Source organism: Psychrobacter maritimus, from assembly GCF_029953575.1.
Classification (GTDB): domain Bacteria; phylum Pseudomonadota; class Gammaproteobacteria; order Pseudomonadales; family Moraxellaceae; genus Psychrobacter; species Psychrobacter maritimus.
This window is the reverse complement of sequence record NZ_CP124526.1, coordinates 1,615,920-1,637,519: the sequence shown is the minus strand read 5'-3', so window position 1 is coordinate 1,637,519 and position 21,600 is coordinate 1,615,920. Positions and strand designations below refer to the sequence as shown.

At 43.8% G+C, this 21,600-nt stretch carries 19 protein-coding genes; 5 read left to right on the top strand and 14 right to left on the bottom strand.

Annotated features, from left to right (window positions below):
* Positions 1 to 41: 41 nt before the first annotated feature.
* The 3 genes from QJS82_RS06755 (at position 42) to QJS82_RS06745 (ending at position 5,010) form a co-directional block, all read left to right on the top strand.
* A complete protein-coding gene (locus QJS82_RS06755) occupies positions 42 to 1,784 on the top strand; it encodes a 5-guanidino-2-oxopentanoate decarboxylase (RefSeq protein WP_281489982.1) in 1,743 nt (580 codons plus the stop codon).
* Positions 1,785 to 1,918: 134 nt separating this feature from the next.
* The gene (locus tag QJS82_RS06750; protein WP_281489981.1) at positions 1,919 to 3,325 is read left to right on the top strand and encodes a YjiH family protein; all 1,407 of its coding nucleotides are present in this window, start codon (positions 1,919 to 1,921) and stop codon (positions 3,323 to 3,325) included.
* Between the two features lie 185 nt (positions 3,326 to 3,510).
* A complete protein-coding gene (locus QJS82_RS06745) occupies positions 3,511 to 5,010 on the top strand; it encodes an aldehyde dehydrogenase family protein (RefSeq protein ID WP_281489980.1) in 1,500 nt (499 codons plus the stop codon).
* Positions 5,011 to 5,100: 90 nt separating this feature from the next.
* On the opposite strand, the gene QJS82_RS06740 is transcribed toward QJS82_RS06745, so the two are convergent.
* The 14 genes from QJS82_RS06740 to QJS82_RS06675 all read right to left on the bottom strand — a co-directional run bounded on the left by QJS82_RS06740 (position 5,101) and on the right by QJS82_RS06675 (position 19,225).
* On the bottom strand, positions 5,101 to 5,634 hold the full coding sequence (locus QJS82_RS06740) for a DUF2058 domain-containing protein (RefSeq protein WP_271134661.1): 534 nt from the start codon (positions 5,632 to 5,634) through the stop codon (positions 5,101 to 5,103).
* A 361-nt stretch (positions 5,635 to 5,995) separates the two neighbouring features.
* Positions 5,996 to 7,357 (bottom strand): aromatic acid/H+ symport family MFS transporter, encoded by a 1,362-nt coding sequence (locus tag QJS82_RS06735; protein WP_281489979.1) that lies wholly within the window; start codon positions 7,355 to 7,357, stop codon positions 5,996 to 5,998.
* A gap of 422 nt (positions 7,358 to 7,779) precedes the next feature.
* On the bottom strand, positions 7,780 to 8,559 hold the full coding sequence (pcaD, locus tag QJS82_RS06730; RefSeq protein WP_281489978.1) for a 3-oxoadipate enol-lactonase: 780 nt from the start codon (positions 8,557 to 8,559) through the stop codon (positions 7,780 to 7,782).
* Between the two features lie 54 nt (positions 8,560 to 8,613).
* On the bottom strand, positions 8,614 to 9,852 hold the full coding sequence (gene pcaF / locus QJS82_RS06725) for a 3-oxoadipyl-CoA thiolase (RefSeq protein WP_281491688.1): 1,239 nt from the start codon (positions 9,850 to 9,852) through the stop codon (positions 8,614 to 8,616).
* A gap of 17 nt (positions 9,853 to 9,869) precedes the next feature.
* On the bottom strand, positions 9,870 to 10,535 hold the full coding sequence (locus QJS82_RS06720) for a 3-oxoacid CoA-transferase subunit B (protein ID WP_281489977.1): 666 nt from the start codon (positions 10,533 to 10,535) through the stop codon (positions 9,870 to 9,872).
* A gap of 59 nt (positions 10,536 to 10,594) precedes the next feature.
* Positions 10,595 to 11,284 (bottom strand): 3-oxoacid CoA-transferase subunit A, encoded by a 690-nt coding sequence (locus QJS82_RS06715; protein WP_281489976.1) that lies wholly within the window; start codon positions 11,282 to 11,284, stop codon positions 10,595 to 10,597.
* Positions 11,285 to 11,396: 112 nt separating this feature from the next.
* Positions 11,397 to 12,626, bottom strand: coding sequence for a benzoate/H(+) symporter BenE (gene benE / locus QJS82_RS06710; protein WP_201619410.1), 1,230 nt, complete (start codon positions 12,624 to 12,626; stop codon positions 11,397 to 11,399).
* 75 nt (positions 12,627 to 12,701) lie between these two features.
* Positions 12,702 to 13,481, bottom strand: coding sequence for a 1,6-dihydroxycyclohexa-2,4-diene-1-carboxylate dehydrogenase (locus QJS82_RS06705; protein WP_102076547.1), 780 nt, complete (start codon positions 13,479 to 13,481; stop codon positions 12,702 to 12,704).
* 59 nt (positions 13,482 to 13,540) lie between these two features.
* Entirely contained in the window at positions 13,541 to 14,557 is a 1,017-nt protein-coding gene (benC, locus tag QJS82_RS06700) for a benzoate 1,2-dioxygenase electron transfer component BenC (RefSeq protein ID WP_281489975.1), read from the bottom strand.
* A gap of 65 nt (positions 14,558 to 14,622) precedes the next feature.
* Positions 14,623 to 15,120 carry a benzoate 1,2-dioxygenase small subunit gene (gene benB, locus QJS82_RS06695; protein ID WP_020443471.1) on the bottom strand — a complete coding sequence of 166 codons (498 nt, stop codon included), beginning with the start codon at positions 15,118 to 15,120 and terminating at the stop codon, positions 14,623 to 14,625.
* A 62-nt stretch (positions 15,121 to 15,182) separates the two neighbouring features.
* The gene (gene benA, locus QJS82_RS06690; protein ID WP_281489974.1) at positions 15,183 to 16,568 is read right to left on the bottom strand and encodes a benzoate 1,2-dioxygenase large subunit; all 1,386 of its coding nucleotides are present in this window, start codon (positions 16,566 to 16,568) and stop codon (positions 15,183 to 15,185) included.
* Between the two features lie 128 nt (positions 16,569 to 16,696).
* The gene (gene catA / locus QJS82_RS06685; RefSeq protein WP_281489973.1) at positions 16,697 to 17,620 is read right to left on the bottom strand and encodes a catechol 1,2-dioxygenase; all 924 of its coding nucleotides are present in this window, start codon (positions 17,618 to 17,620) and stop codon (positions 16,697 to 16,699) included.
* A 99-nt stretch (positions 17,621 to 17,719) separates the two neighbouring features.
* Positions 17,720 to 18,010: a muconolactone Delta-isomerase gene (gene catC, locus QJS82_RS06680; RefSeq protein ID WP_011513602.1), complete on the bottom strand. Its 291-nt coding sequence runs from the start codon at positions 18,008 to 18,010 to the stop codon at positions 17,720 to 17,722.
* Positions 18,011 to 18,052: 42 nt separating this feature from the next.
* Entirely contained in the window at positions 18,053 to 19,225 is a 1,173-nt protein-coding gene (locus QJS82_RS06675; protein ID WP_281489972.1) for a muconate/chloromuconate family cycloisomerase, read from the bottom strand.
* 220 nt (positions 19,226 to 19,445) lie between these two features.
* Here QJS82_RS06675 and QJS82_RS06670 point away from each other — a divergent pair, with 220 nt between their 5' ends.
* Positions 19,446 to 20,330, top strand: coding sequence for a LysR family transcriptional regulator (locus QJS82_RS06670; protein WP_281489971.1), 885 nt, complete (start codon positions 19,446 to 19,448; stop codon positions 20,328 to 20,330).
* Positions 20,331 to 20,384: 54 nt separating this feature from the next.
* Positions 20,385 to 21,452 carry a maleylacetate reductase gene (locus QJS82_RS06665; protein WP_281489970.1) on the top strand — a complete coding sequence of 356 codons (1,068 nt, stop codon included), beginning with the start codon at positions 20,385 to 20,387 and terminating at the stop codon, positions 21,450 to 21,452.
* Positions 21,453 to 21,600 lie beyond the last annotated feature (148 nt).

Genomic DNA, 21,600 nt, shown 5'->3' with positions numbered 1-21,600 from the left:
ACTTATTTAATTGCTATTGAATTTTTTAGGATGATTAACTCATGACGCATTCTCTACAAACGCCTTCTTCATTGCCAAATTCCGCGCCAACTGCCTCATCTCTAACTTGTGGTGAGCTGCTCGTACAGTGGCTAGAGTATTATGGGGTGGAGACGGTATTTGGTATTCCGGGCGTACATACGGTCGAGCTATATCGTGGCCTGCCCAATACCGATATTCGCCACGTGACACCGCGTCATGAGCAAGGTGCAGGCTTTATGGCCGATGGTTATTACCGCGCTTCTGGTAAAGTCGGAGTGTGCTTTATTATCACCGGTCCCGGCATGACCAACATCATGACGGCGATGGCGCAAGCATTGGCAGATTCTATCCCGATGCTGGTGATATCTAGTGTCAATAAAGTGCAGCATACCGGCAGCGGTGAAGGGCACTTGCATGAATTGCACGACCAGCAAGGTATGGTCAGTAAGGTTGCGCTTATGAGTAAAACGATTTGGCAGCCTGAGTCATTACCCAAAGTCATCGCTGAAGCTTTTGCGTTATTTAATGGCGCGCGTCCGGGACCGGTGCATATCCAGCTGCCCATTGATGTGATTACCGCCGATGCCAGTCATGTCGCCAAGCCGCCTAAGCTAAATAAGCTAGATGCTTCTCTAAACAGCCAATCTGCTAATAATATTTTGACGCAATTACAAGCAAACAAACCGCTACCTCATCCTGCGCAATTGGATTTGATTATTGAGCAGCTTAAAAGCGCAAAAAATCCAGTCTTACTTTACGGCGGCGGCTGCGTTGATGTTAATCATGACGCACAAAAATTGGCAGAACTTATCGATGCACCGACGTTTTTGACCATTAATGCCAAAGGTTTACTGCCACCTGCTCATCCGTTGAGTTTGGGTAGCAATCAGTCATTGGCTGTTGGTCGCGCTGTCATTAGCGAGGCCGACTTAGTATTGGCGATAGGTACTGAGCTTGGCGAGACTGATTATGACGTTTTCTTTAATGGTGGGTTCCAAATCAATGGCACGTTGATTCGTATCGACTGCGATGCTCAGCAATTACAGCGTCCGTTTAGAGCAGATATTGCCGTATTGTCGGATGCGCAAATGGCTATCAGCGGTTTATGTACGCGCTTAGAGAATCAACCGCTGAATCATCAAGCCCTCGCGCGAGTAGCAAAGGTAAAGCAAGCGTTGATAGAAGAAATGACGCCAGATTTTGCTGGTCAAAACGCACTGCTACAGCTGATTCGAGATGAAGTAAAAGACGTCATTTTCGTTGGCGATTCAACCCAACCTGTTTATAGTGGCAACCTTGGTTTTGAGGCTTTAGCCACGCGTCGTTGGTTTAACTCATCGACTGGTTTTGGCACCTTGGGTTATGGTTTGCCTGCCGCGATTGGTGCCATGATTGGCTCAAAAGCGCCGGTTATTAGCCTGATTGGCGATGGCGGCATTCAGTTTACCATCGCAGAACTCATCTGCGCCGCCGAGCTTGAGCTACCATTGATTGTGCTGTTATGGAACAACCAAGGTTATGGTGAGATTCGACGTTATATGGAAGAGGGTGGCCTGCCACTGATTGGGGTCAATATTAAAACCCCGAACTTTGAGCCATTAGCCGCAGGATTTGGCGCAGGTTATCGTCGAATCACGGATAAGCAGCAGCTGCTCGAGGCATTAAAAGAAGACATCAAAGGCAAACAACCAATTATTTATGAAGTTGATGAAGCCGATAAATTTCTTCTTGAAATGGGTAAGACCTTTACCTGCTTTAGCTAATATTCTAAAGCGTCATTGGTACTAAAAATAACTCATAAAACGTTATCCAACTGTTTGCGCAATTCGCTCAATCTATGGACAGATTGGGCCGCGAAAGAAAAAATTGGCGCTCGACGCCTATCAAGGAGGATTAAATGACGAATTATATAGATAAATCCCAGCAGCCAATTTTAGGCAACGATACCATTGTTTCAGGCACCCCTGAAGGCCTACATTGGCGAGCTTCCATGTGGAAATTTTTGCTATTTTCAGCACTGGGTATTGCGCTGTTTATTATTCCCTTTCAGTGGGATGGCAAAATCACCATTTTATTGGGCGTACTAACCGATACTCTGCAAGCAGTGCTGGGTAGTTATGTGGTTTACGCGGTATTGGCCATTGTGACGGCTTCCTTTATCGGAGCACTGGCCGTTAAGGTATTAAGACCCAATTTGCCCGCAGGCTCCATGTGGACAAAGCTTTTTGATGTCGACTGGTTTTGGCTTGCTGCTCGCTTTTTGGGCGTACTGTTTGCGTGGATGATTTATTTACAAGTTGGCCCTGAGTTTATTATTAACCGTAATACCGGCGGCGTGATTTTTGAAGACCTGATTCCTATTTTGATTCCTTTGTTCTTTTTTGCCATTTTATCCTTACCATTTCTGACTGATTTTGGTTTGATGGAATTCTTGGGTACTTTATCTAGCAAGATGTTTGTTAAATTATTCAGATTGCCGGGTCGCTCTGCGGTCGATGCGATGTCTTCTTGGTTTGGTGCCGCTTCCATTGGCTTGCTTGTGACTATGCAAGAGTATGACAAGAGTTACTACAGTCAGCGTGAAGCAGCTATTATCGCGACGACTTTTTCGGTCACCTCCATCGCCTTTACCTATGTGGTTGCCAAAACCATCGGCGTTGACAATAACTTCGTATATTTTTATCTGACCATTGCTTTAACAGGCTTTATTGCTGCCGTTATTATGCCGCGCCTACCACCATTGTCTATGAAGCCTGATACCTATCATTCAGGTAAAAGTATGCTGGATGAAGAAATTCCTGCTGAGTACTCTACCTACCAATGGGCGGTCAATCGTGCCGTTACGCGCGCGCATTCTATGCCCAGTTTGGGTAACGTATTCAAACATAGCTTAAAGAATTTATTTGATATATACCTTGGCCTCATTCCTGTGATTTTCGCTATCGGTACCATTGGTCTTGGTTTGGCAGAATATACACCGGTCTTTAATTGGCTGTCTGCGCCGCTCGTGCCATTGCTTGAACTATTGCAGATTCCAGAGGCAGCAGAGGCGGCTCCAGCGATGATTATGGGCTTTGCCGATATGTACTTGCCAGCCTTGGTCGGTAAAAGTATCGAGAGTGAAATGACGCGCTTCATCGTTGGTGCTGCTTCTATTACCCAGATTATCTATATGTCTGAGGTGGGCGCGTTGATTTTGAAATCAAACATCAAGCTTAACGTGTTAGAGCTGTTTTTGATTTTCATCTTACGGACGCTGATTAGCTTAGTAGTCATTACGTCAGTGGCGCATCTACTGTACTAAAACGTCCTGTTATATAACGCTAACGGCTATTGATTCTGATATACAACGATACTACACCCTCAGTCGGTTTTGCCTTGATAAGGTAAAATCGACTGTTTAATTGGCAATATGAATAGAGTCTGTTAATAAGCATTTTCAATAAAAATTACACCGTAAATAAAAATAGTAAAAGGAAAACAAACATCATGGACACGACAAACTTTGCATCTATATCAAAATATATCGCCATACAAACGATGCAAAATGAAGTTAGGTTAAATGCCGCCTATATCGATGGGGATTGGGTCACTATTGAAGCATCTGATTCAGTAGATGAGCATGCTTTATATGACCCAAGCTCTGGCGAGGTCATTGCAATAACTCGTTTGTGTAATAGCGCACAGGTAGAAAGCGCAGTTAATGCTGCGGCTCGTGCTTATCCGTCTTGGTCGCAGACCAGTGTCAATGAGCGCGCGCATTATTTACAGGCTATTGCAGATACGATGGAGCAGCAGTTTGATAAGCTGGTTGGGCTGTCTGTATTGAATAACGGAAAGCCGATTGCAGAGGCGAAAATAGACGTGAGCGACGCCATTGCTTGTTATCGCTATTATGCCAATCTTATCAATGCGCAGACGACTTGGTCTGAGGTCACCACCAACGAGACAGGCATACGCTTATTAAAAACCTATGCACCCGTTGGTATTTGCACCCTTATCGTGCCTTGGAACTTCCCGATGGTCACTACTGCTTGGAAATTAGCACCGGCATTGGCGGCAGGTTGCACCGTACTGTTAAAACCGTCAGAGGTGACACTATTACCAGAATTGATGCTGGGCAATATATTGTCCGCTATTGAGCTGCCAAAAGGGGTGGTCAATATCCTACCGGGCGCAGCTGAAGTAGGCGCAGCGATGACCAGTCACCCACTCATTGACAAAGTTTCTTTTACCGGTAGTAATATCGTCGGCGAAAAGGTAATGAGCCAAGCAGCAAAAGGTATCAAGGATATCAGTCTAGAGCTGGGTGGTAAGTCCGCCATCGTGGTGTGCGCAGATGCTGATATTGATTATGCCTGTGATTTAATCATGGGCGGTATATTTACCAATGCCGGTCAAATCTGTTCTGCAACCTCAAGATTGCTTGTCCATCAAGATATTGCCCAGTTGTTATTTGAAACACTGAAAACAAAAACAGAAGGTTTGAAAATTGGCGATGGTTTTGCTGCTGACATGCAAATGGGTCCATTGGTCAGTGCGCAGCAACTTGCGCAAGTTAAAAAATATATCGATATCGCGGTTGATGAAAATCTTAATTGCCTAACAGGTGGCGAGATACTAGAGCGGCAAGGATATTTTGCAACGCCGACCATTTATACGAATGTGCCAGTGAGCAGCCAGTTATGGACAGAAGAAGTATTTGGACCGGTGTTGGTCAGTACTACCTTTGCAGATGATGCACAGGCGATTGAACTTGCCAATGATAGTAAGTATGCCTTGGCAGCGACTATTGTCAGCGCCAATGAGACTGCAGCGTTAGAGATGGCGCTACAAATTCAATCTGGTCATATTTGGGTCAACGAGCAGCAAATCGTACTGCCTGAAGCAGGTTGGGGCGGGTTTAAGCAAAGTGGCATTGGTCGCGAGTTGGGTATTGATGGCTTGTCTGCTTATCAGAAGAGTAAGCACGTTTTGCTACCGTCGTAATTGCTGTTTTTATTGCTCTGTCAAAAAATCCCCTATATAGGGGATTTTGGTTAATGCTTAGCCATTAGCAATATGATGAATAACTACTACCTACCACATCAAATCATCTGGAATCACGTAAGCGGCATAGGGGTCATCTTCTGCTAGCTCAACCTCTGACTTATCATTCGATACCACCATAAAGCCTTCTAGCTTGGAGTTGATGCGGTCAGCCAAGGGGCGCGGGAGCAGCGCATAATCGTCTTCTAAGCGCGCAATCACCACATGACCTGCCACTATCTGGTCATAGAGCTTTTGGGTAATATAAATCTTTTTAATTTTAGCGTCGTCAACAAACTGATAGGTAACATCGCCTTGTGTCTCTGTGATTTGGTGTTGCTTAATCATCTGAATAACGTTGGCTCTTAGCATTTTTTCTTCTAAAAGTTGCTGTTTTTCCTGATTGAGCTTTTGGTCTTTTTCTATTTTTTTGGCTTGGGCTTCTGCCAAGGCTTTTTTGGCTTCAAGGTTTGAGGCGTCACCTGTGCGCTTGGCATGCTGCGACTGTTTGCTGATTTTTTTGGCTTTTTTGCTATCCACCAATCCAGCTTTTAAGAGTTGTTCTTGTAGGGCGTTTTTGGCCATGTCTGTATTACCTAAGTGAAATTACCTAAATCTGAAATTACTTAAATCATAATATTTAAAAAGTCATGGTAACAAATTTTGCCCAGACATGTCATTACATTGAGCGGGCTATTAATTATTTGACGTAGAACTCTGATGAGTAATAGTATAAATTTAGCGAGAGTTAGAAGCAGTGTTTAGAATTAGATTTATTAAACCAATTTTCGGTCAATAAAAAAGGTTACCAGTTTCTTGAAAACCTAATATATTCAATAAGTATGGTGAATCTAAGATGAATTTAAGCTATAAATTCATCTTAGATAGTTCGATGGTTATATGGTAAAAATATACTTAAGAAAGATTCTTGACTCTCATATTTGACTTAGGCGGCCGATATATCTAACTGCACTGCTTGTACTCGACTCTTTTTACCATCAACCGCAGCATTTAAGTTAACAAGGAAAATCGCAATAGCGGCAATAACACCGGGAATGGCGATAAATAAGAAGTTCGTTTGGTGGCTTAGCTCAAGTGTCAGTAACGCTCCAGTCAAGATAGGACCTACGATAGCGCCAATGCGGCCGATACCTGATGCCCAGCCCATAGCCGTCGTACGTACAGCAGTCGGGTAGTACTGAGCGACAAAGGTGTAGAGCAGTATCTGTGAGCCAATAGTGGTTGCTCCGGCAATGGCAATCAGAGTATATAGCACCACCTGAGGGCTATTGTAGCCAAGCAGTATCAACGACACCGCACCTAAAGCAAACATAACAGTTAAAACAGGTTTCAGATGGAATCTATCAGCCAGTACACCGCCCCCGATTGCACCGACCATACCGCCGATATTGAGTGCAAATAAGAACAGCATACTAGCACCTAGCGAGTAACCGGCCTGAATCATAAGCTTTGGTAACCAGCTGGCGAGAGCATATACCATTAACAAGCACATAAAGAAGGCTACCCAAAACATAGTGGTGGTAAAACCTCTGTTTTTTAGGAATAACGCTTTGATAGGAGCGTCATCGCCTTTGGTTGGTTCATCTAATATTAAGTTGGTTGAAGCCGTGATGGTCTCTTGTGGTGCAAGTTTGCGGACGATTTTTTTGGCTTCATCATGTCTTTTTTCTTTGACCAAATACATTAAGGACTCAGGTAGCATTTTCCAGATAATTGGCAATAGCAGGGTAGGTATTCCTGCAATATAAAACATAATCTCCCAACCGTAATCTACCACCAAAAACGAGCCTAATAATGCTGATGCCATTCCGCCTATCGCGTAACCACTAAACATAATAGCAACCAGAGTACTACGGATACGTTTTGGGGCATATTCAGAGGTCAGCGCTACACAAATCGGCATTACGCCGCCGATACCAAGACCAGCAATGAAGCGTAAAGCAGCAAACTGCATCGGACCATTAGCAAAAGCACCGAAAAAGGTAAAGCTACTGAATAGACCGACGCAGATCATGATGGTCTTTTTTCGACCGATTTTATCAGACAAAGTACCAAAAATCATGGCACCAAACATCATGCCAAAGAGTGCTGCGCTGGCCAGAAAGCCTGCTTGTACCGCGGTCAATGACCACTCCTCCATGAGTAACGGTAGGGCCACGCCATAAATAATAAGATCATAACCATCAAAGATAATGATCAGTAGACACCAAAACAGTACCTTCCAATGAAAAGGAGCAAATTTGGCTTCATCAATAACTTTATTGATGTTTAAGGTTGGTGATTCCATTCGTATTTCTCCATGGGTAATATCCTTATAAGTGTCTAACAAGTTATTGTTTTCTAATGATCAAGTCAAAAACTCTCTAAGTATTAGTTTATACCTAGAAGGTATGGATTTTTTATTAACAGATGGGAGTGTAAGAGTGTATAGATAGCTTTGATAAAAGAAGCAGAAAATGAAAAAGAGATTTTCTTTAAGCAAACGCATTAATAGTCAGTCAGGCTACGGATATACGTTATATTTGTTTTTTATGAGAAAAATATGTGCTTATTATTAATAGCTAATATCTATTAATAGATAGGTAAAAAAAGATTGCTCATATATCTAAAAGATATATGAGCAATCTAAATGTAAAGAATAGCAGTCATACAAACACCGCCAACATTACAAATGGCAGTGAGTGTATTTGGACAAAGGCTATAGCACCATTAATGTTTCAAATACTGTCGCACGAGCTGATTAAATGCTTCAGGCTGTTCAATATTCGAGATATGCGAGGCATCGATAGTAGCGAGCGTAGCGTTAGGGATGTGATCGACCATATATTGACCATCGGTAACCGTCGTCACTGGATCCTCAGAACCTGCAAGCACTGTGACAGGCACGCGGACATTTTTTAATTGCTCGCGAGTATCAGCGACAGATAATGCCTCGCAGCAGCTGGCATAACCCTCGCTACTGCCAGCTGCGAGAGCGTCAGATAATGCTTTAACGACATCAGGATAATTATCGATAAAACTTGCTGTGAACCAACGCGAGGCAGCGGTAGCGGCGATAGGTTTTAGTCCTTGCTCACGTACCAATTGCGCGCGATCTACCCATGCTGCCTCATTACCAATCTTTGCGGCGGTATTGCATAGCATCAAGTGATGGAAGCGCTCAGGATGATTGATAGCTAACCATTGACCAGTCATGCCGCCCATAGAGATGCCACAAAAAAATGCTTTATCAATGTTTAAATGATCAAGCAAATCAATCACATCTTGTCCAAGCTGATCGAAACTATAAGGACCTTTTGGTGCGGAAGACTTACCATGGCCACGGGTGTCATAGCAGATAATAAAATAATCGTTTTGTAAGGCATCGATTTGCGGCTGCCACATATGATAGCTGGTACCTAAAGAGTTAGAAAATATCAGAGCAGGATTGCTGTTATCACCAAAAGTGGCATAGTTTAGGGCAATTTCTTGGTTATTAAATATGGGCATACTAAGCATCCTTATTTAGGATTAAAATGTTGAAGGCATATGTAGGGATGAGTATTACGCTTGGTAATTAACCCGTTCAATAATCATCGCAATGCCTTGTCCAACCCCAATACACATCGAGCAAATAGCATAACGCTTATCAGTTTTCTCAAGTTGATTGAGTGCTGTTAAAATTAAACGTGCGCCTGAGGCACCGAGTGGATGACCAAGGGCAATGGCACCACCATTAGGGTTGACGCGCGCGCTGTCATCAGCTAACCCTAAGTCACGCGTACAAGCGAGAGCTTGAGCGGCAAAGGCTTCGTTTAATTCAATGACATCCATCTCATCAAGTGACAGTCCAGTTTTTACCAGTAGTTTTTTTATCGCTGGTGCTGGAGCAAAGCCCATAATACGTGGCTCAACGCCTACCGTAGTTGAGGCCACAATACGTGCACGCGGTTTTAGATTGAACTTTTTCACCGCTTGCTCTGATGCCACTAAAAAAGCCGCTGCGCCATCATTGATACCTGACGCATTGCCAGCCGTCACGGTGCCATCTGAGGTGACGATAGGGCGCAGTTTGGTCAACTTCTCAAGCGTGGTATCAGCGCGAGGGTGTTCATCGGTATCGACAGTGATAGGCTCGCCTTTGCGTTGCGGGATGCTGACAGGAGTAATCTCATCTTTGAAAAACCCTGCCTTTTGCGCCGCTGCGGTCCGTTGTTGACTACGTAGGGCAAAAGCATCTTGGTCAGCGCGATTGATATTGAATTGCTCTGCGACATTTTCAGCGGTTTGCGGCATCGTTTCCGTGCCATATAGCTCATCAAGCTTTGGATTGATAAAGCGCCAGCCCATCGTGGTATCTTCAAGCGTTTGACTACGATCAAAGGGTTTATTTGCTTTACCCATTACCAATGGCGCACGGCTCATGCTCTCAACGCCACCTGCGATAATCAAATCAGCTTCACCGGCTTTAATCGCATGAGCGGCGATGGCTAACGCATCCATTGAGGAGCCGCATAAGCGATTCACCGTAGTGGCAGGCACTTGATAAGGTAGGCCAGCTAGTAACGACGACATACGTCCGACGTTGCGGTTGTCTTCACCGCTCTGATTAGCACAGCCGTAGATGACGTCATCTACTTGTACCCAATCGACATTGGCATTACGTTCCATTAACGCCTTGATAGGGATAGCCCCTAAGTCATCGGCACGGACAGGGGCTAGACCGCCGCCGTAGCGTCCAAATGGGGTGCGAATGGCATCGATAATATAAGCGTTGTTTAAACCAGTGGTTGAATCAGTCATCATCCTTGTCCTTTTTATTATTTTGAATTTGTAGCGTCAATTAATGTCGCACCCGTCAATGCTTGTAAGTTCGCAAAGCTTAAGTCATCGACCATTTCAGTGACGGCTAAACCTTTATCAGTGACATCAATGACACATAAGTCAGTATAAATACGATCAACACAGTTTTTGCCAGTCACGGGGTAGGTAAGCTTGCTAACGATTTTAGGGTCGCCAGTTTTGGTGGTGTGATTGGTCATCACAAAGACTTTTTTGGCACCGACGGCTAAGTCCATAGCGCCGCCAACAGCAGGTATTGCATCTGGCGCACCCGTGCTCCAGTTGGCTAAATCGCCATTGGCAGCCACTTGAAACGCGCCTAATACACAGATATCGATATGACCACCGCGCATCATGGCAAAAGAGTCGCCATGATGAAAGAAGCTGCCGCCATCGAGCATGGTGACGTACTCTTTTCCGGCATTAATCAGCTCGGGATCCTCTTCGCCTTTAGTAGGTGGGGGTCCAAAAGCTAATAAGCCGTTTTCTGAATGTAAAAAGACATCTTTATCATCAGGTAGGTATTGCGCAATTTTGGTCGGTAGTCCGATGCCTAAATTGACATAGGCGCCATCTGGAATATCTTGTGCAGCGCGCTCGGCGATTTGATCGCGGGTCAAAACGGTGTAGGAAGTATGGCTCATGATTATGATCCTTATAATTAGCAGTATTAAGCGGTGGCTGTAGTAGCTGTGCTAGAAAGTTAAGCGCTAGCAGATTCAGTGCTAGCAGGCTGAATTTGCACCACATGCTGCACAAAAATACCCGGTGTAATAATGTGTTCAGGATCAAGCGCGCCAAGCTCAACCGTTTCAGAGACTTGGGCGATAGTAATATCAGCCGCCATTGCCATGATTGGGCCGAAGTTACGGGCAGACTTGCGGTACACCAAGTTGCCCCAACGATCGCCTCTAGAAGCTTTAATTAAAGCAAAATCAGCCTTAATGGGATATTCAAGAACATAGTCTTTACCATCGATTTCTCGAGTCTCTTTACCTTCTGCGAGTAAAGTACCAAAGCCTGTGGGCGTATATACCGCACCGAGTCCCATACCAGCTGCTTGAATACGGCAAGCCAAATTCCCTTGTGGTACTAGCTCCAGCTCAATCTTGCCAGCATGATAAAGCTCGTCAAATACCCAAGAGTCCGATTGACGCGGGAAAGAGCAAATGATTTTACGCACAGCACCTGTTTTTAAGAGCTTGGCAAGGCCATGGTCGCCGTTACCGGCATTATTATTAATGATGACTAAATCCTTTACGCCTAAATTAATAAGTCCATCAATCAGTTCAGCAGGTTGACCCGCTGTGCCAAAGCCACCAATCATAATGGTGGCTCCGTCTTTGATTTGACTGAGTACGTCAGCAATACTTTTATCTGCTTTGTTAATCATATTAATATCCTATAAAAAGTCATATGAGGTAGTGTCTTTAAGATTGATAAGCGGTGTACAGGTTGAGTCATTGCTCTGAAACTACTTAAATTTTTCCGTAAGAGACTTGCTCTTAATTGGCTTCATTATTAGAGGTCGTTAATGAGATAGATGATGTTGGTAGTAGGCGTTTTTTGGTCAGAATATAGTGAGCAATCATGCCGATAAGAATGCCCCAAAACACAGAGCTTAATCCCAAAAAGCTCATACCCGATGCTGTCGCCAAAAAGGTAATTAACGCTGCATCTCTTTGCTCATCATTTTTCATAGCAATGGTGATATTGGCAGAAATGGCACCGATTAACGCAAGGCCGGCCAGTGCCGCGACAAGCTCTTTTGGAAGCAAGCTAAATACCATCACGATACTGCCAGCAAATAAACCGCCAAATAAATAGAAGATGCCATTAGCGACACCTGCGATATAGCGCTTTTCCTTAAGTTCATGCGCATCTTTGCCAGTACAAAGCGCGGCTGTGATAGCGGCAAGTACGATAGTGATACCGCCGACACATGCAACTGCTAACGAGGCGAGGCTTGTAACACTCACAATAGGCTTGGCTGGCGTGTCGTAACCGCTAAGATTTAAGATCGCCATACCGGGTAAAAACTGGCCAGTTAAGCTCACAAGGATGAGTGGTATAGCGAGGTTAAACGTTGAGTTCCACGACCATTCAGGGGCAATAAAAGTAGGTATAGTGATGGCTAAATCGAAATGGACAGGGTTCATTTTGCCAAGTAAGACGCTTAAGATAACACCGCACAGTAGTACCCAAATCATCGTATAGCGCGGCGAAAAGCGTTTAGCTAATAAATAGCAACCGAGCATGCTAAAGACGATAAATGGCATACTATCAGTGGCTTTAAATAATTCTAAGCCGAACTGAAATAAAATCCCTGCCATCATGCCAGCGGCAATACCGTTAGGAATCCATTTTAATATTTTGTCGAAGTAACCTGTCGCTCCAACAATAAATATGACAATCGCCGAGATGATATAACCGGCAACAGCTTCATTAATACTCATCTGTGGAAATAGGGTAACCAGTAAAGCGGTACCAGGGGCGGACCATGCTGTAATAACCGGTGTTTTATATTTAATGGATAAATATATACCAGGAATGGCAGCACCGATGGAGATACCCCAAATCCAAGACGCCATCATGGCATCTGATACTTGTGCGGCTTGTGCGGCCTGAAAAAAAATAATTAAAGGCCCCGCATAAGAAATAAGAACCGCTAAGAACCCTGCAACCGATGCGGAGAGCGACCAGTCGCTTTTTAAGGTTTGGATTACAGAGGCCATATTGCTTCCTTGCAAATTAGCATTCGTTACGGGGTTGCAAATTAAGATGCATGCTACTGATTGGCAGATTTATTATTAGCCTTCGTCGCCACCGCCCACAGGAATGGTACTTCCAGTAATATAAGAAGACTCATCGGATGCTAAAAACAAGATGGCATTGACTTGCTCATCAATCGTGCCGTAGCGTTTCATAAAGGTGCGATCAATGGTCTGATCAACCACCGCATTCATCCATGATTTTTCATCATCAGTTAATGGTTTGGCGTTACGTGGAATCTTTCTGGGCGGCGCTTCAGTACCGCCAGTTGCTACAGCATTCACACGGATGCCATCGTTTGCATACTCAAAAGCGAGCGATGCGGTCATGGCGTTCACGCCGCCTTTCGCTGTCGAATAGGGTATGCGGTTGATACCGCGAGTAGCGATAGAGGACACATTAACAATAGTGCCTGATTGCTGTTTGACCATGGTTGGTAATACCGCATGACAACACCATAATGTTGGAAATAATGAGCGGCTGATTTCCTTTTGGATTTCTGCTTCAGAGAAGCTGGTAAAAGGTTTCATCCATATTGCGCCGCCGACATTGTTGACTAATATATCGATACGCCCATAGCTATCAAGTGCCTTATCAATAGCCTCTTTAGCACCTTGATGGGTTTCAAGGTCAGCTTGAATGGTAATTGCCTCTCCACCATTAGCGATAATTTCAGCCAGCACCTCTTCTACTAATGGAGAAAAGTCTGCCATGACGATTTTTCCGCCTTCACTTGCTAAGCGTAATGCGACTCCGCGTCCGATGCCTTGGGCGGCACCAGTAACGATACATACTTTATTATCAAATCTTTTACTCATGACAGTCTCCTAAAAATCTTGCTCATGCTTTGCTAGTAGAGTAATACGGCTAGGCTACGTTATTGTTCACTGGGCGTGAATTTTTCATAGTAAAAATTACTCGGTTTTAGATTGCTGCTGTCTAACCAATTACTCACCGCATCCACCATCCCTAACGGACCACACAAGTAGACATCGACGTCACCATCGTTCAGCCACTCATTATCAACATGACTGGTAACATAGCCTTTACGCTCATGATTACTGTCTTCAGCGGCGACACAGGTGCGGTAGTCAAACCAAGGGTGGTTTTGTTTGACTTCTTCTAGTTTCTCAACTTCTATAAGATCAAAGTCGTTGGTGACGCCGTAGACCATCCTGACAGGATGATGAGCACCAGACACCTCTAAGCTTTTTAGCATCGATAAAAAAGGTGCGATACCAGTACCACCTGCTAGAAATAGGGTCGGGCGGATTAGAGGGCGCAGGTAAAAGCTACCAAATGGACCCTCAAAATTAATCTCTTGACCTATAGTCGCAGTATCAGATAAAAAGGTGCTCATTTTGCCGTTAGGAATATTGCGGACGACAAACTCAGCCTGATTGGCACTAGGTATAGAGCTAAATGAATAGGAGCGTGTCTCGTTAGAATCAGGAATACTGACATTGACATACTGGCCTGGCAAAAATACTAGCGCATCTGGATTGTCGACTTCGACGCCAAAGTGAATGGTAGATTCTGACAGTACATTCAGCTGCTGTAGTTTGCCTTTGAATACAGACTTGCCGACTTTGCAGGCTTCAGAGGAGGTTGGTACTTTGATCACGCAGTCGCTTTCTGGAATCATCTGACAGGTGAGTACATACCCTTCAGCAGCTTCAGCTTCTGTCAGTGCATCTTCGATATACATATCAGGGTGCATGTCGTAGCTGCCAGATTCACAATGGCAACGGCAAGTACCGCAAGCGCCATCAAGGCAATCCACAGGGATATTAAATTTTTGACGATACGCTGCTTCGGCGACGGTTTCGTCGGCTTCACATTTGATGAAGCCTGTGACGCCGTCTTCGAACTGTAGAGCAATATTATATTCCATGAGAAATATCCCTTTTCAACACGTATTAATTAAAAGCTAGTGGCTAAATAATGAGTGAATAATGATTAGACGTGATAGACGTCCATGATTTGATGCACATAGTCGTCTTTTAAGACCACATACTTATCCAAAATTTTTGGTTGGTCTTGAGTCATGTCTATTTTGTACTGAGAGTAACCCCAATAGGTATTGGTCTCGTGATAGCGAAAGGACTTGTTGATCCAGTTGAAACGCACCGTCACAATACCGTCATTGTCTTCGAGTAGTTCAATATTCGATAAATTGTGCGTGGTACGCGTATCAGGAATGGTCGCTGATGAGCGCTCAGTCTCGATGCGGAAGATACGATCTTCAAGACCACGGCGATCCGGATAATAAATCAGCGAGATTTCTCGTTGTGGGTCGCTAATGAGCTGACCATCATCATCCCAACTTGGCATCCAGAAAGGGCAGTCTTCATCGTAATAAGTGAGCCATTCTTCCCATTTTTTCTCATCCAATAAACGCGCTTCACGGTATAGAAACTGTCTAATGTCTTCAATGTTAACAGTTGCATTTTTCATGATTGATATCCTTATTTTTTTGTCAGTTCTACAATAAATAGCAGAGTAATAATAAAAATGTATTAGTCGCTATTAGCACCGTGTAGCTGCTGCTCTTGCTCTAGAGCTTTTTTCATCTCTTCATGCCAGTAGCGATGTTGGACGGTATATAGTCCTTCATCTTCAGTCTTAACACCACTCATCAAAGGTTTGAGGTCAATAGCGGCAGCGCCTTCATCTGCACCTTGAATCCAATGCTCAGAGCCTCGGCACATATCATTCCATTCAAGCTTGATACCGTTATAACCTTCTTGACACGAGCGGAACTCTTCTAAGTCATCAGGTGTTGCCATACCAGTAACGTTAAAGAAATCTTCATACTGACGAATACGGCGTGCACGTGCCTCATCGCTTTCGCCTTTTGGTGCGATACACCAGATACTGACTTCAGTTTTGTCAACCGCGATAGGGCGGAGCATGCGAATTTGTGAGCTGAACTGATCCATGATGTAGACGTTTGGATATAGGCATAAATTACGTGAGCGCCCAATCATCCAGTCGGCCATTGCTTCACCGTAGCTGGCGACATAGTCATCGCGATAAGCATAGTTTGGACGGTCTTGTGGGTTTTCCCATTGTGTCCATAACAGCATGTGACCGTTTTCAAAAGAATAAAACCCACCGCCTTGTCGACCCCATTTGCCAGCGTTCATGGCTTTGATATTGTCTTCTTTGACAGCTTCAGCTTCTTTACGGCGCGCAGTTGTCGCAGCGTAGTTCCAATGGACGGCTGATACGTGATAGCCGTCGGCACCGTTTTCAGCTTGCAGTTTCCAGTTACCATCAAAGGTATAGGTTGAGGTGCCGCGTAACACTTCTAGACCTTCTGGCGACTGATTGACAATCATGTCAAGAATTTTGGTAGAGCCGCCAAGCCAGTCTTCGAGTGACTGAACATCATCATTTAAGCTGGCAAAGATAAAGCCTTTATAATTGGCCATCTTCACTTGTTTTAGGTCGTGTGAGCCTTCTTTATTGAAGCATTCTGGATAGCCTGCATGTCTTGGGTCTTTAACTTTAAGCAGCTTACCTGAGTTGTTAAAGGTCCAACCGTGGAATGGGCAGGTGTAAGTGGCTTTATTGCCTTTTTTATGTCGGCAGAGCTGTGCACCACGATGTGAGCATGAGTTAATCATGCAGTGCAGCTCGCCTTCTTTATTGCGGGCAAGAATAACAGGCTGACGACCAATGTATGAGGTGTAGTAGTCGTTGTTATCAGGAACTTGAGACTCATGAGCCAAATACACCCAATTGTTTTCAAAGATGTACTTCATCTCAAGCTCGAACAACTCTTCGTTAGTGAAGGCGCTACGATGCAGGCGATAAATCCCTTTTTCACTGTTCTCTTCTAAAAAATCATCAATAGTGATGTCTGATCCTTCAGGTACTAGATTGATACGCTCGCTCATGGCTGCCTTCCTTGTATAATGACGGTATAAAATGAGATTAGAAGCTAACGTTTGATACGACAACTGAGGACATATCAAACGTAAGTCGCTAATCGTTATTAATGAATGCTATTTAATATGAGTGCTCATTAACCTTGAGCACGGCGACGTTCGACTTCACTGCCTTGGACGTTTTGGTCGATATCTTTTACTAAATGAAAGTCGAAATCGATACTTGCGTAAGGCTTATCAAGCGCTTTTTCTTTTAGCTTGTCCGCATCTTCGACCATCGTTACCTCTGGTACCAAGCCTTCGCGGCTTGCAAAAGCAAAGTCATCCCATAGGTACTCATCGCCATCGATGTTAATCTGCGTGGTCAGTTTGCGATGACCATCAGCACTGGCAAAGAAATGAATGTGAGCTGGGCGATGACCGTGACGTCCTAGCGCGCCCAATACTTTTTGCGTCATTCCTTCTGGTGGTACCGAGTAACCTAGCGGCACGATGCTGCGGAATGCATAATTTCCGTTTTCATCCGTGATGATGCTACGACGTAAGTTGAAATGAGACTGTGATTCATCAAAGAAAGAGTAGTTACCTAAGCTGTTGGCATGCCATACTTCAACTTTTGCGTTTGGCAGAGGCTGACCATCTTCACCATAAACAGTGCCTTGCATAAATAGCACGGTACCATTATCAAGGTCAGTGCCATCATCTAGACGCGCAAAGCCCTTTTCTTCTGGCGCACCAGCGACATAGAGTGGACCTTCAATAGTACGTACAGTACCACCGTCAAGACCGGCTGCTTTTAAATCCTCTTCAATCATTAAATCCATGAAGTGATCGAAACCCAAGCCTGGTGATAATAAACCAGCTTCTTTGCCCAAATCACCGATAAACTCAACGCCAGACCAATATTCATCGGCAGTGATTTTTAAGTCGTTAATGGTTTGCATAAGGTCGGTCACGATACGCAAGACAATCTCTTGTACGCGTGGATTGACTTGCTCAGGGAAGTCGATTTTGCCTTTGATGAACTGAGTGGCTAATGCTTCAATTTGGCTGCGTTCCATGTCTCTCTCCTTGTTGAGGACTGTTTTATTAAGGGGTAATTACAGTGAGTATTCTTACTCAGTTTTTATAGATTCTGATATCAGCTGTACTGGCTTGCTTTAGCTGTCATCACTACGAACAGATGATGGATGACGTAACAATGGTGTCACTTCAACCTTCATGTACGGATAGAGCGGTAATGACATCATAATGTCGTGTAGCTCTTCATTACTCTCAACATCAAAGATACTGAAGTTAGAGTACTGACCTGCTATGCGCCAAATATGACGCCATTTACCTTGCTCTTGGAGCTTTTGTGATAATGCTTTTTCGGTGGCTTTAAGCTCGTTGACCTTGTCGGCGTCCATATCTGTTGGGATTAAGACATCCATTCTGACGTGGTATAACATAATTATTTCCTTATATTTGATGACGGGTAACTTTGTTAGCTGTTACAGCATTTCAGTTTGAGCATTAGTGGCAAATTGCGGCTTCGATGATTTAAGTGAATTATTGATTGCTTGATTGGCGTAGTGATAGACTTTATCGCTATCTACTTCGATACCAAGACCTGCGCCCATAGGTACATTTAAACCAAAATCTTGATAATCAAGAGGCTGTACTAAAACGTCTTCGGTTAATAGTAAAGGACCAAAAAGTTCTGTATCAAAATTTAAACTGGGATAGGTTGAGAATACATGGGCGGATGCGGCTGTACCGATAGGACCTTCAAGCATAGTGCCACCATAGAGCTCGATACCTGCTAGATGTGCCATTTGTCCGATTAAGCATGCTGCTTTTAATCCGCCTGCTTGATTGATTTTCACGGCAAAGACGTCAGCACAATGATCTGCTGCTAAGGTAAAAGCATTCTGAGGATCTTGGACAATTTCATCCGCCATAATGGCCACATCAAAATGTTCGGTTAAGCGTTTTAGGGCGGCTTTATTGCGCATTGAGACAGGTTGCTCTATTAAATCAACGCCGCCAGCTTGCAATAAGCTAATACCTTGCATTGCCTCAAGTTCTGTCCATGCTTGGTTGACATCAACCGTAATGCGGCAATCAGGCAGCGCTTTTTTGATAGCCAATACGTGGGCAACATCATCAATAATCGGATTGCTACCGATTTTTAATTTAAAAATGCGATGGCGCTTTTGCTCAATCATGCGCTTAGCTTCGGCGATATCGGTCGCTGTATTGCCGCTGGCAAGCGTCCATGCCACTTCGATACGGTCACGAACACGACCACCAATCAGCTCACTTACTGGTAGGTTTAGGCGTTTGCCTTCGATATCGAGTAGGGCAGTTTCAATCGCGCACTTTGCAAAGCGGTTGCCATTGATATGAAGACTTAGCAGCTGCATGGCTTTTGCTGTGCTAGTAGGCTGTTCTTTTAATAAAAGAGGCGTAAAGTAGGTGTCGATATTAGTCTTGATGCTATGAGGGCTTTCTTCTGCGTAGCTTAGACCGCCAATGGTGGTTGCTTCACCCCAACCTTCATAGCCATCTTCTGTTTGAATGTGCACCAACACCAAAACTTGTTCGTTCATAACGGTACAAGCGAGCTTATGAGCTCTTATAGTAGGTATCGGTACCAATAAAGTATTAATTGAACGAATCATAACAGTCCCTATTAAGTTAATGCTGCTTCCTTATGCTTAATAAGAACTATAGTTGCTGTATAACGACATGTCTAAGACCCATTTAGTCTATTATTAATACCTTTTAGGTATTTTGATAACCAACCCGCACCATGTTATGTTCTTTAGGTATCGATAAGCTTATAGATCACTCAAGGAATAACATTCAATGGAATTGAGACATTTACGCTATTTTGTAGCGGTGGCAGAGGAAAAAAGTTTTAATAAGGCAGCAGAGCGTTTGTTTATTTCACAACCACCACTGAGCCGTCAGATAAAACAATTAGAAGAAGAGATAGGCGTCACGCTCATTGATAGGGACAATCGCCCTTTAAAACTTACTGAAGCTGGCGAGTTTTTTTATGATCATGCTCTGCAGATAATAAAAAAATCAGATGATCTGCGTGCTATGACTTTTCGTAAGGGTAATTTTGACAACTCACTCTCTATAGGTTTTGTATCGTCGATATTATATGGCATATTGCCAAAAGTGATTGCGCGCTTCAGAGAGGTCTATCCAAATATAGAAATTAAGTTATATGAATTAAACTCTTGGCAGCAAACACAAAGCTTGGTAGAGGGTAAAATAGATGTTGGTTATGGAAGGTTATTATTCGAAGACGCTTCTATTAGGCGATTACTATTAAGAGAGGAGAGCTTAGTTGTAGCTGTTCCTGTTAAACATCGTTTGGCACAAGAGAAGCAAAAGAGCATTCGTTTAATGGATTTAACCAATGAAAACTTATTGTTATATCCGATGGCACCTCGTCCTAGTTTTATCGACTATGTCTTAGAGTTGTTTGAGGCACGCAATCTAAAAGCAAACTATTTTACTGAGGTACGTGAGCTGCATATTGCGTTAGGGTTGGTAGCAGCAGGCGAGGGCTTGACTATCGTACCAAAAACGCTTGAGCATCTGCGAAGTCAGGAAGTGACTTATATTCCTTTCGAGGACGGGCTTTTAACCTCGCCTATCGTCATGAGTGTGAGACACTTTGACAAATCAGAGCTATTAAAAATATTGTTGGAGGTGACTTATCAGATTTATGATGAAGAAGGGTTTGATTATAAGCGTGAGCAAATTTGAGCACACTCTGCACTCATTAAGAATCCTAATATGAACTCATAAAAGGGTGGTTTTATGCAAGAATTTCATTATAAAGCCTTACCAGTTGACGTTCATTTTGGCGTGGGAAAGTCAGCTGAAACCAAAGATATATTACTTCAGCATGGTTATCATAAGGTATTAGTGATTACGACACCTGGTCAAGAAGAAGCGGGTCGTAAATTGGCAAAAGAACTACAAGAAATCTGTGCAGGCGTGTATCCGCATGCTGTCATGCATGTGCCAGTTGACGTGGCGAATAAAGCAGTAGAATTTGCCAAAGAGAGTGATATTGATTGTTGTCTGGCTTTGGGCGGCGGCTCTACAATTGGACTTGCCAAAATAATTGCTTTGAAAACATATTTACCTATCGTTGCCATACCGACTACCTATGCTGGTAGCGAGATGACAGCCATTTATGGTTTGACCAAAAACAATCTAAAAACCACTGGCAAAGACAGTCATGTCCTACCTAAGGTAGTGATTTATGATCCGAAGCTAAACCAAGCATTACCCGCTAAAATCTCAGCTTGCTCAGGTATGAATGCTATGGCGCACGCTGTAGAAGCGTTATATGCTAAGGACAAAAACCCAATCATCAGCCTGATGGCGATTGAATCTATCAAAGCATTAAAGTCTTCCTTGCCTGTGATTGTCAAAGAGCTCACCAATATTTCAGCCCGTCAAAAAGCAAGCTATGGTGCATGGCTTGCGGGTGTTTGTCTTGGTTCGGTTGGTATGGCCATTCACCATAAAATCTGCCATACCCTAGGTGGCACTTTTAACCTACCGCATGCGCAAGCACATGCCATTACGCTTGCGTATTCAGTACACTATAATCGTAACGCTGATATTGAAGCGATGGATAGACTGGCAGAGGCTTTGGACGTCAGCAGCCGTGAAGAAGTTGGCTTGGCAATTTACCGTCTAAACCAGTCTCTAGGTATTGAATTGGCACTAAAAGATATCGGTTTACCTGAAGAGGGCCCCGCTGATGTGGCAAGGATGGTATGTGACAGCCCTTATTATAATCCTCGTGAATACAATTACGATGAACTAGAAGGCTTATTACAAAGAGCTTATAAAGGTTTACCGCCTGCTTAAATATCATTATAAATCTGTAGATTTCAAAGTTGAACTACCTCAAAATTATCAGAGAGCACATATCAAACAAGCAGGTTGCTGTGACAATATTATTCGCTAACAAATTGCCAAGTCCACTAACAACCAAATGAACTGCATTTATATAAAG

What these genes read in the sequence shown, in the direction of transcription:
- QJS82_RS06755 (WP_281489982.1), top strand. Translation starts at nt 42, where the DNA reads ATGACGCATTCTCTACAAACGCCTTCTTCATTGCCAAATTCCGCGCCA.
- QJS82_RS06750 (WP_281489981.1), top strand. Translation starts at nt 1,919, where the DNA reads ATGACGAATTATATAGATAAATCCCAGCAGCCAATTTTAGGCAACGAT.
- QJS82_RS06745 (WP_281489980.1), top strand. Translation starts at nt 3,511, where the DNA reads ATGGACACGACAAACTTTGCATCTATATCAAAATATATCGCCATACAA.
- QJS82_RS06740 (WP_271134661.1), bottom strand. Translation starts at nt 5,634, where the DNA reads ATGGCCAAAAACGCCCTACAAGAACAACTCTTAAAAGCTGGATTGGTG.
- QJS82_RS06735 (WP_281489979.1), bottom strand. Translation starts at nt 7,357, where the DNA reads ATGGAATCACCAACCTTAAACATCAATAAAGTTATTGATGAAGCCAAA.
- pcaD (WP_281489978.1), bottom strand. Translation starts at nt 8,559, where the DNA reads ATGCCCATATTTAATAACCAAGAAATTGCCCTAAACTATGCCACTTTT.
- pcaF (WP_281491688.1), bottom strand. Translation starts at nt 9,852, where the DNA reads ATGACTGATTCAACCACTGGTTTAAACAACGCTTATATTATCGATGCC.
- QJS82_RS06720 (WP_281489977.1), bottom strand. Translation starts at nt 10,535, where the DNA reads ATGAGCCATACTTCCTACACCGTTTTGACCCGCGATCAAATCGCCGAG.
- QJS82_RS06715 (WP_281489976.1), bottom strand. Translation starts at nt 11,284, where the DNA reads ATGATTAACAAAGCAGATAAAAGTATTGCTGACGTACTCAGTCAAATC.
- benE (WP_201619410.1), bottom strand. Translation starts at nt 12,626, where the DNA reads ATGGCCTCTGTAATCCAAACCTTAAAAAGCGACTGGTCGCTCTCCGCA.
- QJS82_RS06705 (WP_102076547.1), bottom strand. Translation starts at nt 13,481, where the DNA reads ATGAGTAAAAGATTTGATAATAAAGTATGTATCGTTACTGGTGCCGCC.
- benC (WP_281489975.1), bottom strand. Translation starts at nt 14,557, where the DNA reads ATGGAATATAATATTGCTCTACAGTTCGAAGACGGCGTCACAGGCTTC.
- benB (WP_020443471.1), bottom strand. Translation starts at nt 15,120, where the DNA reads ATGAAAAATGCAACTGTTAACATTGAAGACATTAGACAGTTTCTATAC.
- benA (WP_281489974.1), bottom strand. Translation starts at nt 16,568, where the DNA reads ATGAGCGAGCGTATCAATCTAGTACCTGAAGGATCAGACATCACTATT.
- catA (WP_281489973.1), bottom strand. Translation starts at nt 17,620, where the DNA reads ATGGAACGCAGCCAAATTGAAGCATTAGCCACTCAGTTCATCAAAGGC.
- catC (WP_011513602.1), bottom strand. Translation starts at nt 18,010, where the DNA reads ATGTTATACCACGTCAGAATGGATGTCTTAATCCCAACAGATATGGAC.
- QJS82_RS06675 (WP_281489972.1), bottom strand. Translation starts at nt 19,225, where the DNA reads ATGATTCGTTCAATTAATACTTTATTGGTACCGATACCTACTATAAGA.
- QJS82_RS06665 (WP_281489970.1), top strand. Translation starts at nt 20,385, where the DNA reads ATGCAAGAATTTCATTATAAAGCCTTACCAGTTGACGTTCATTTTGGC.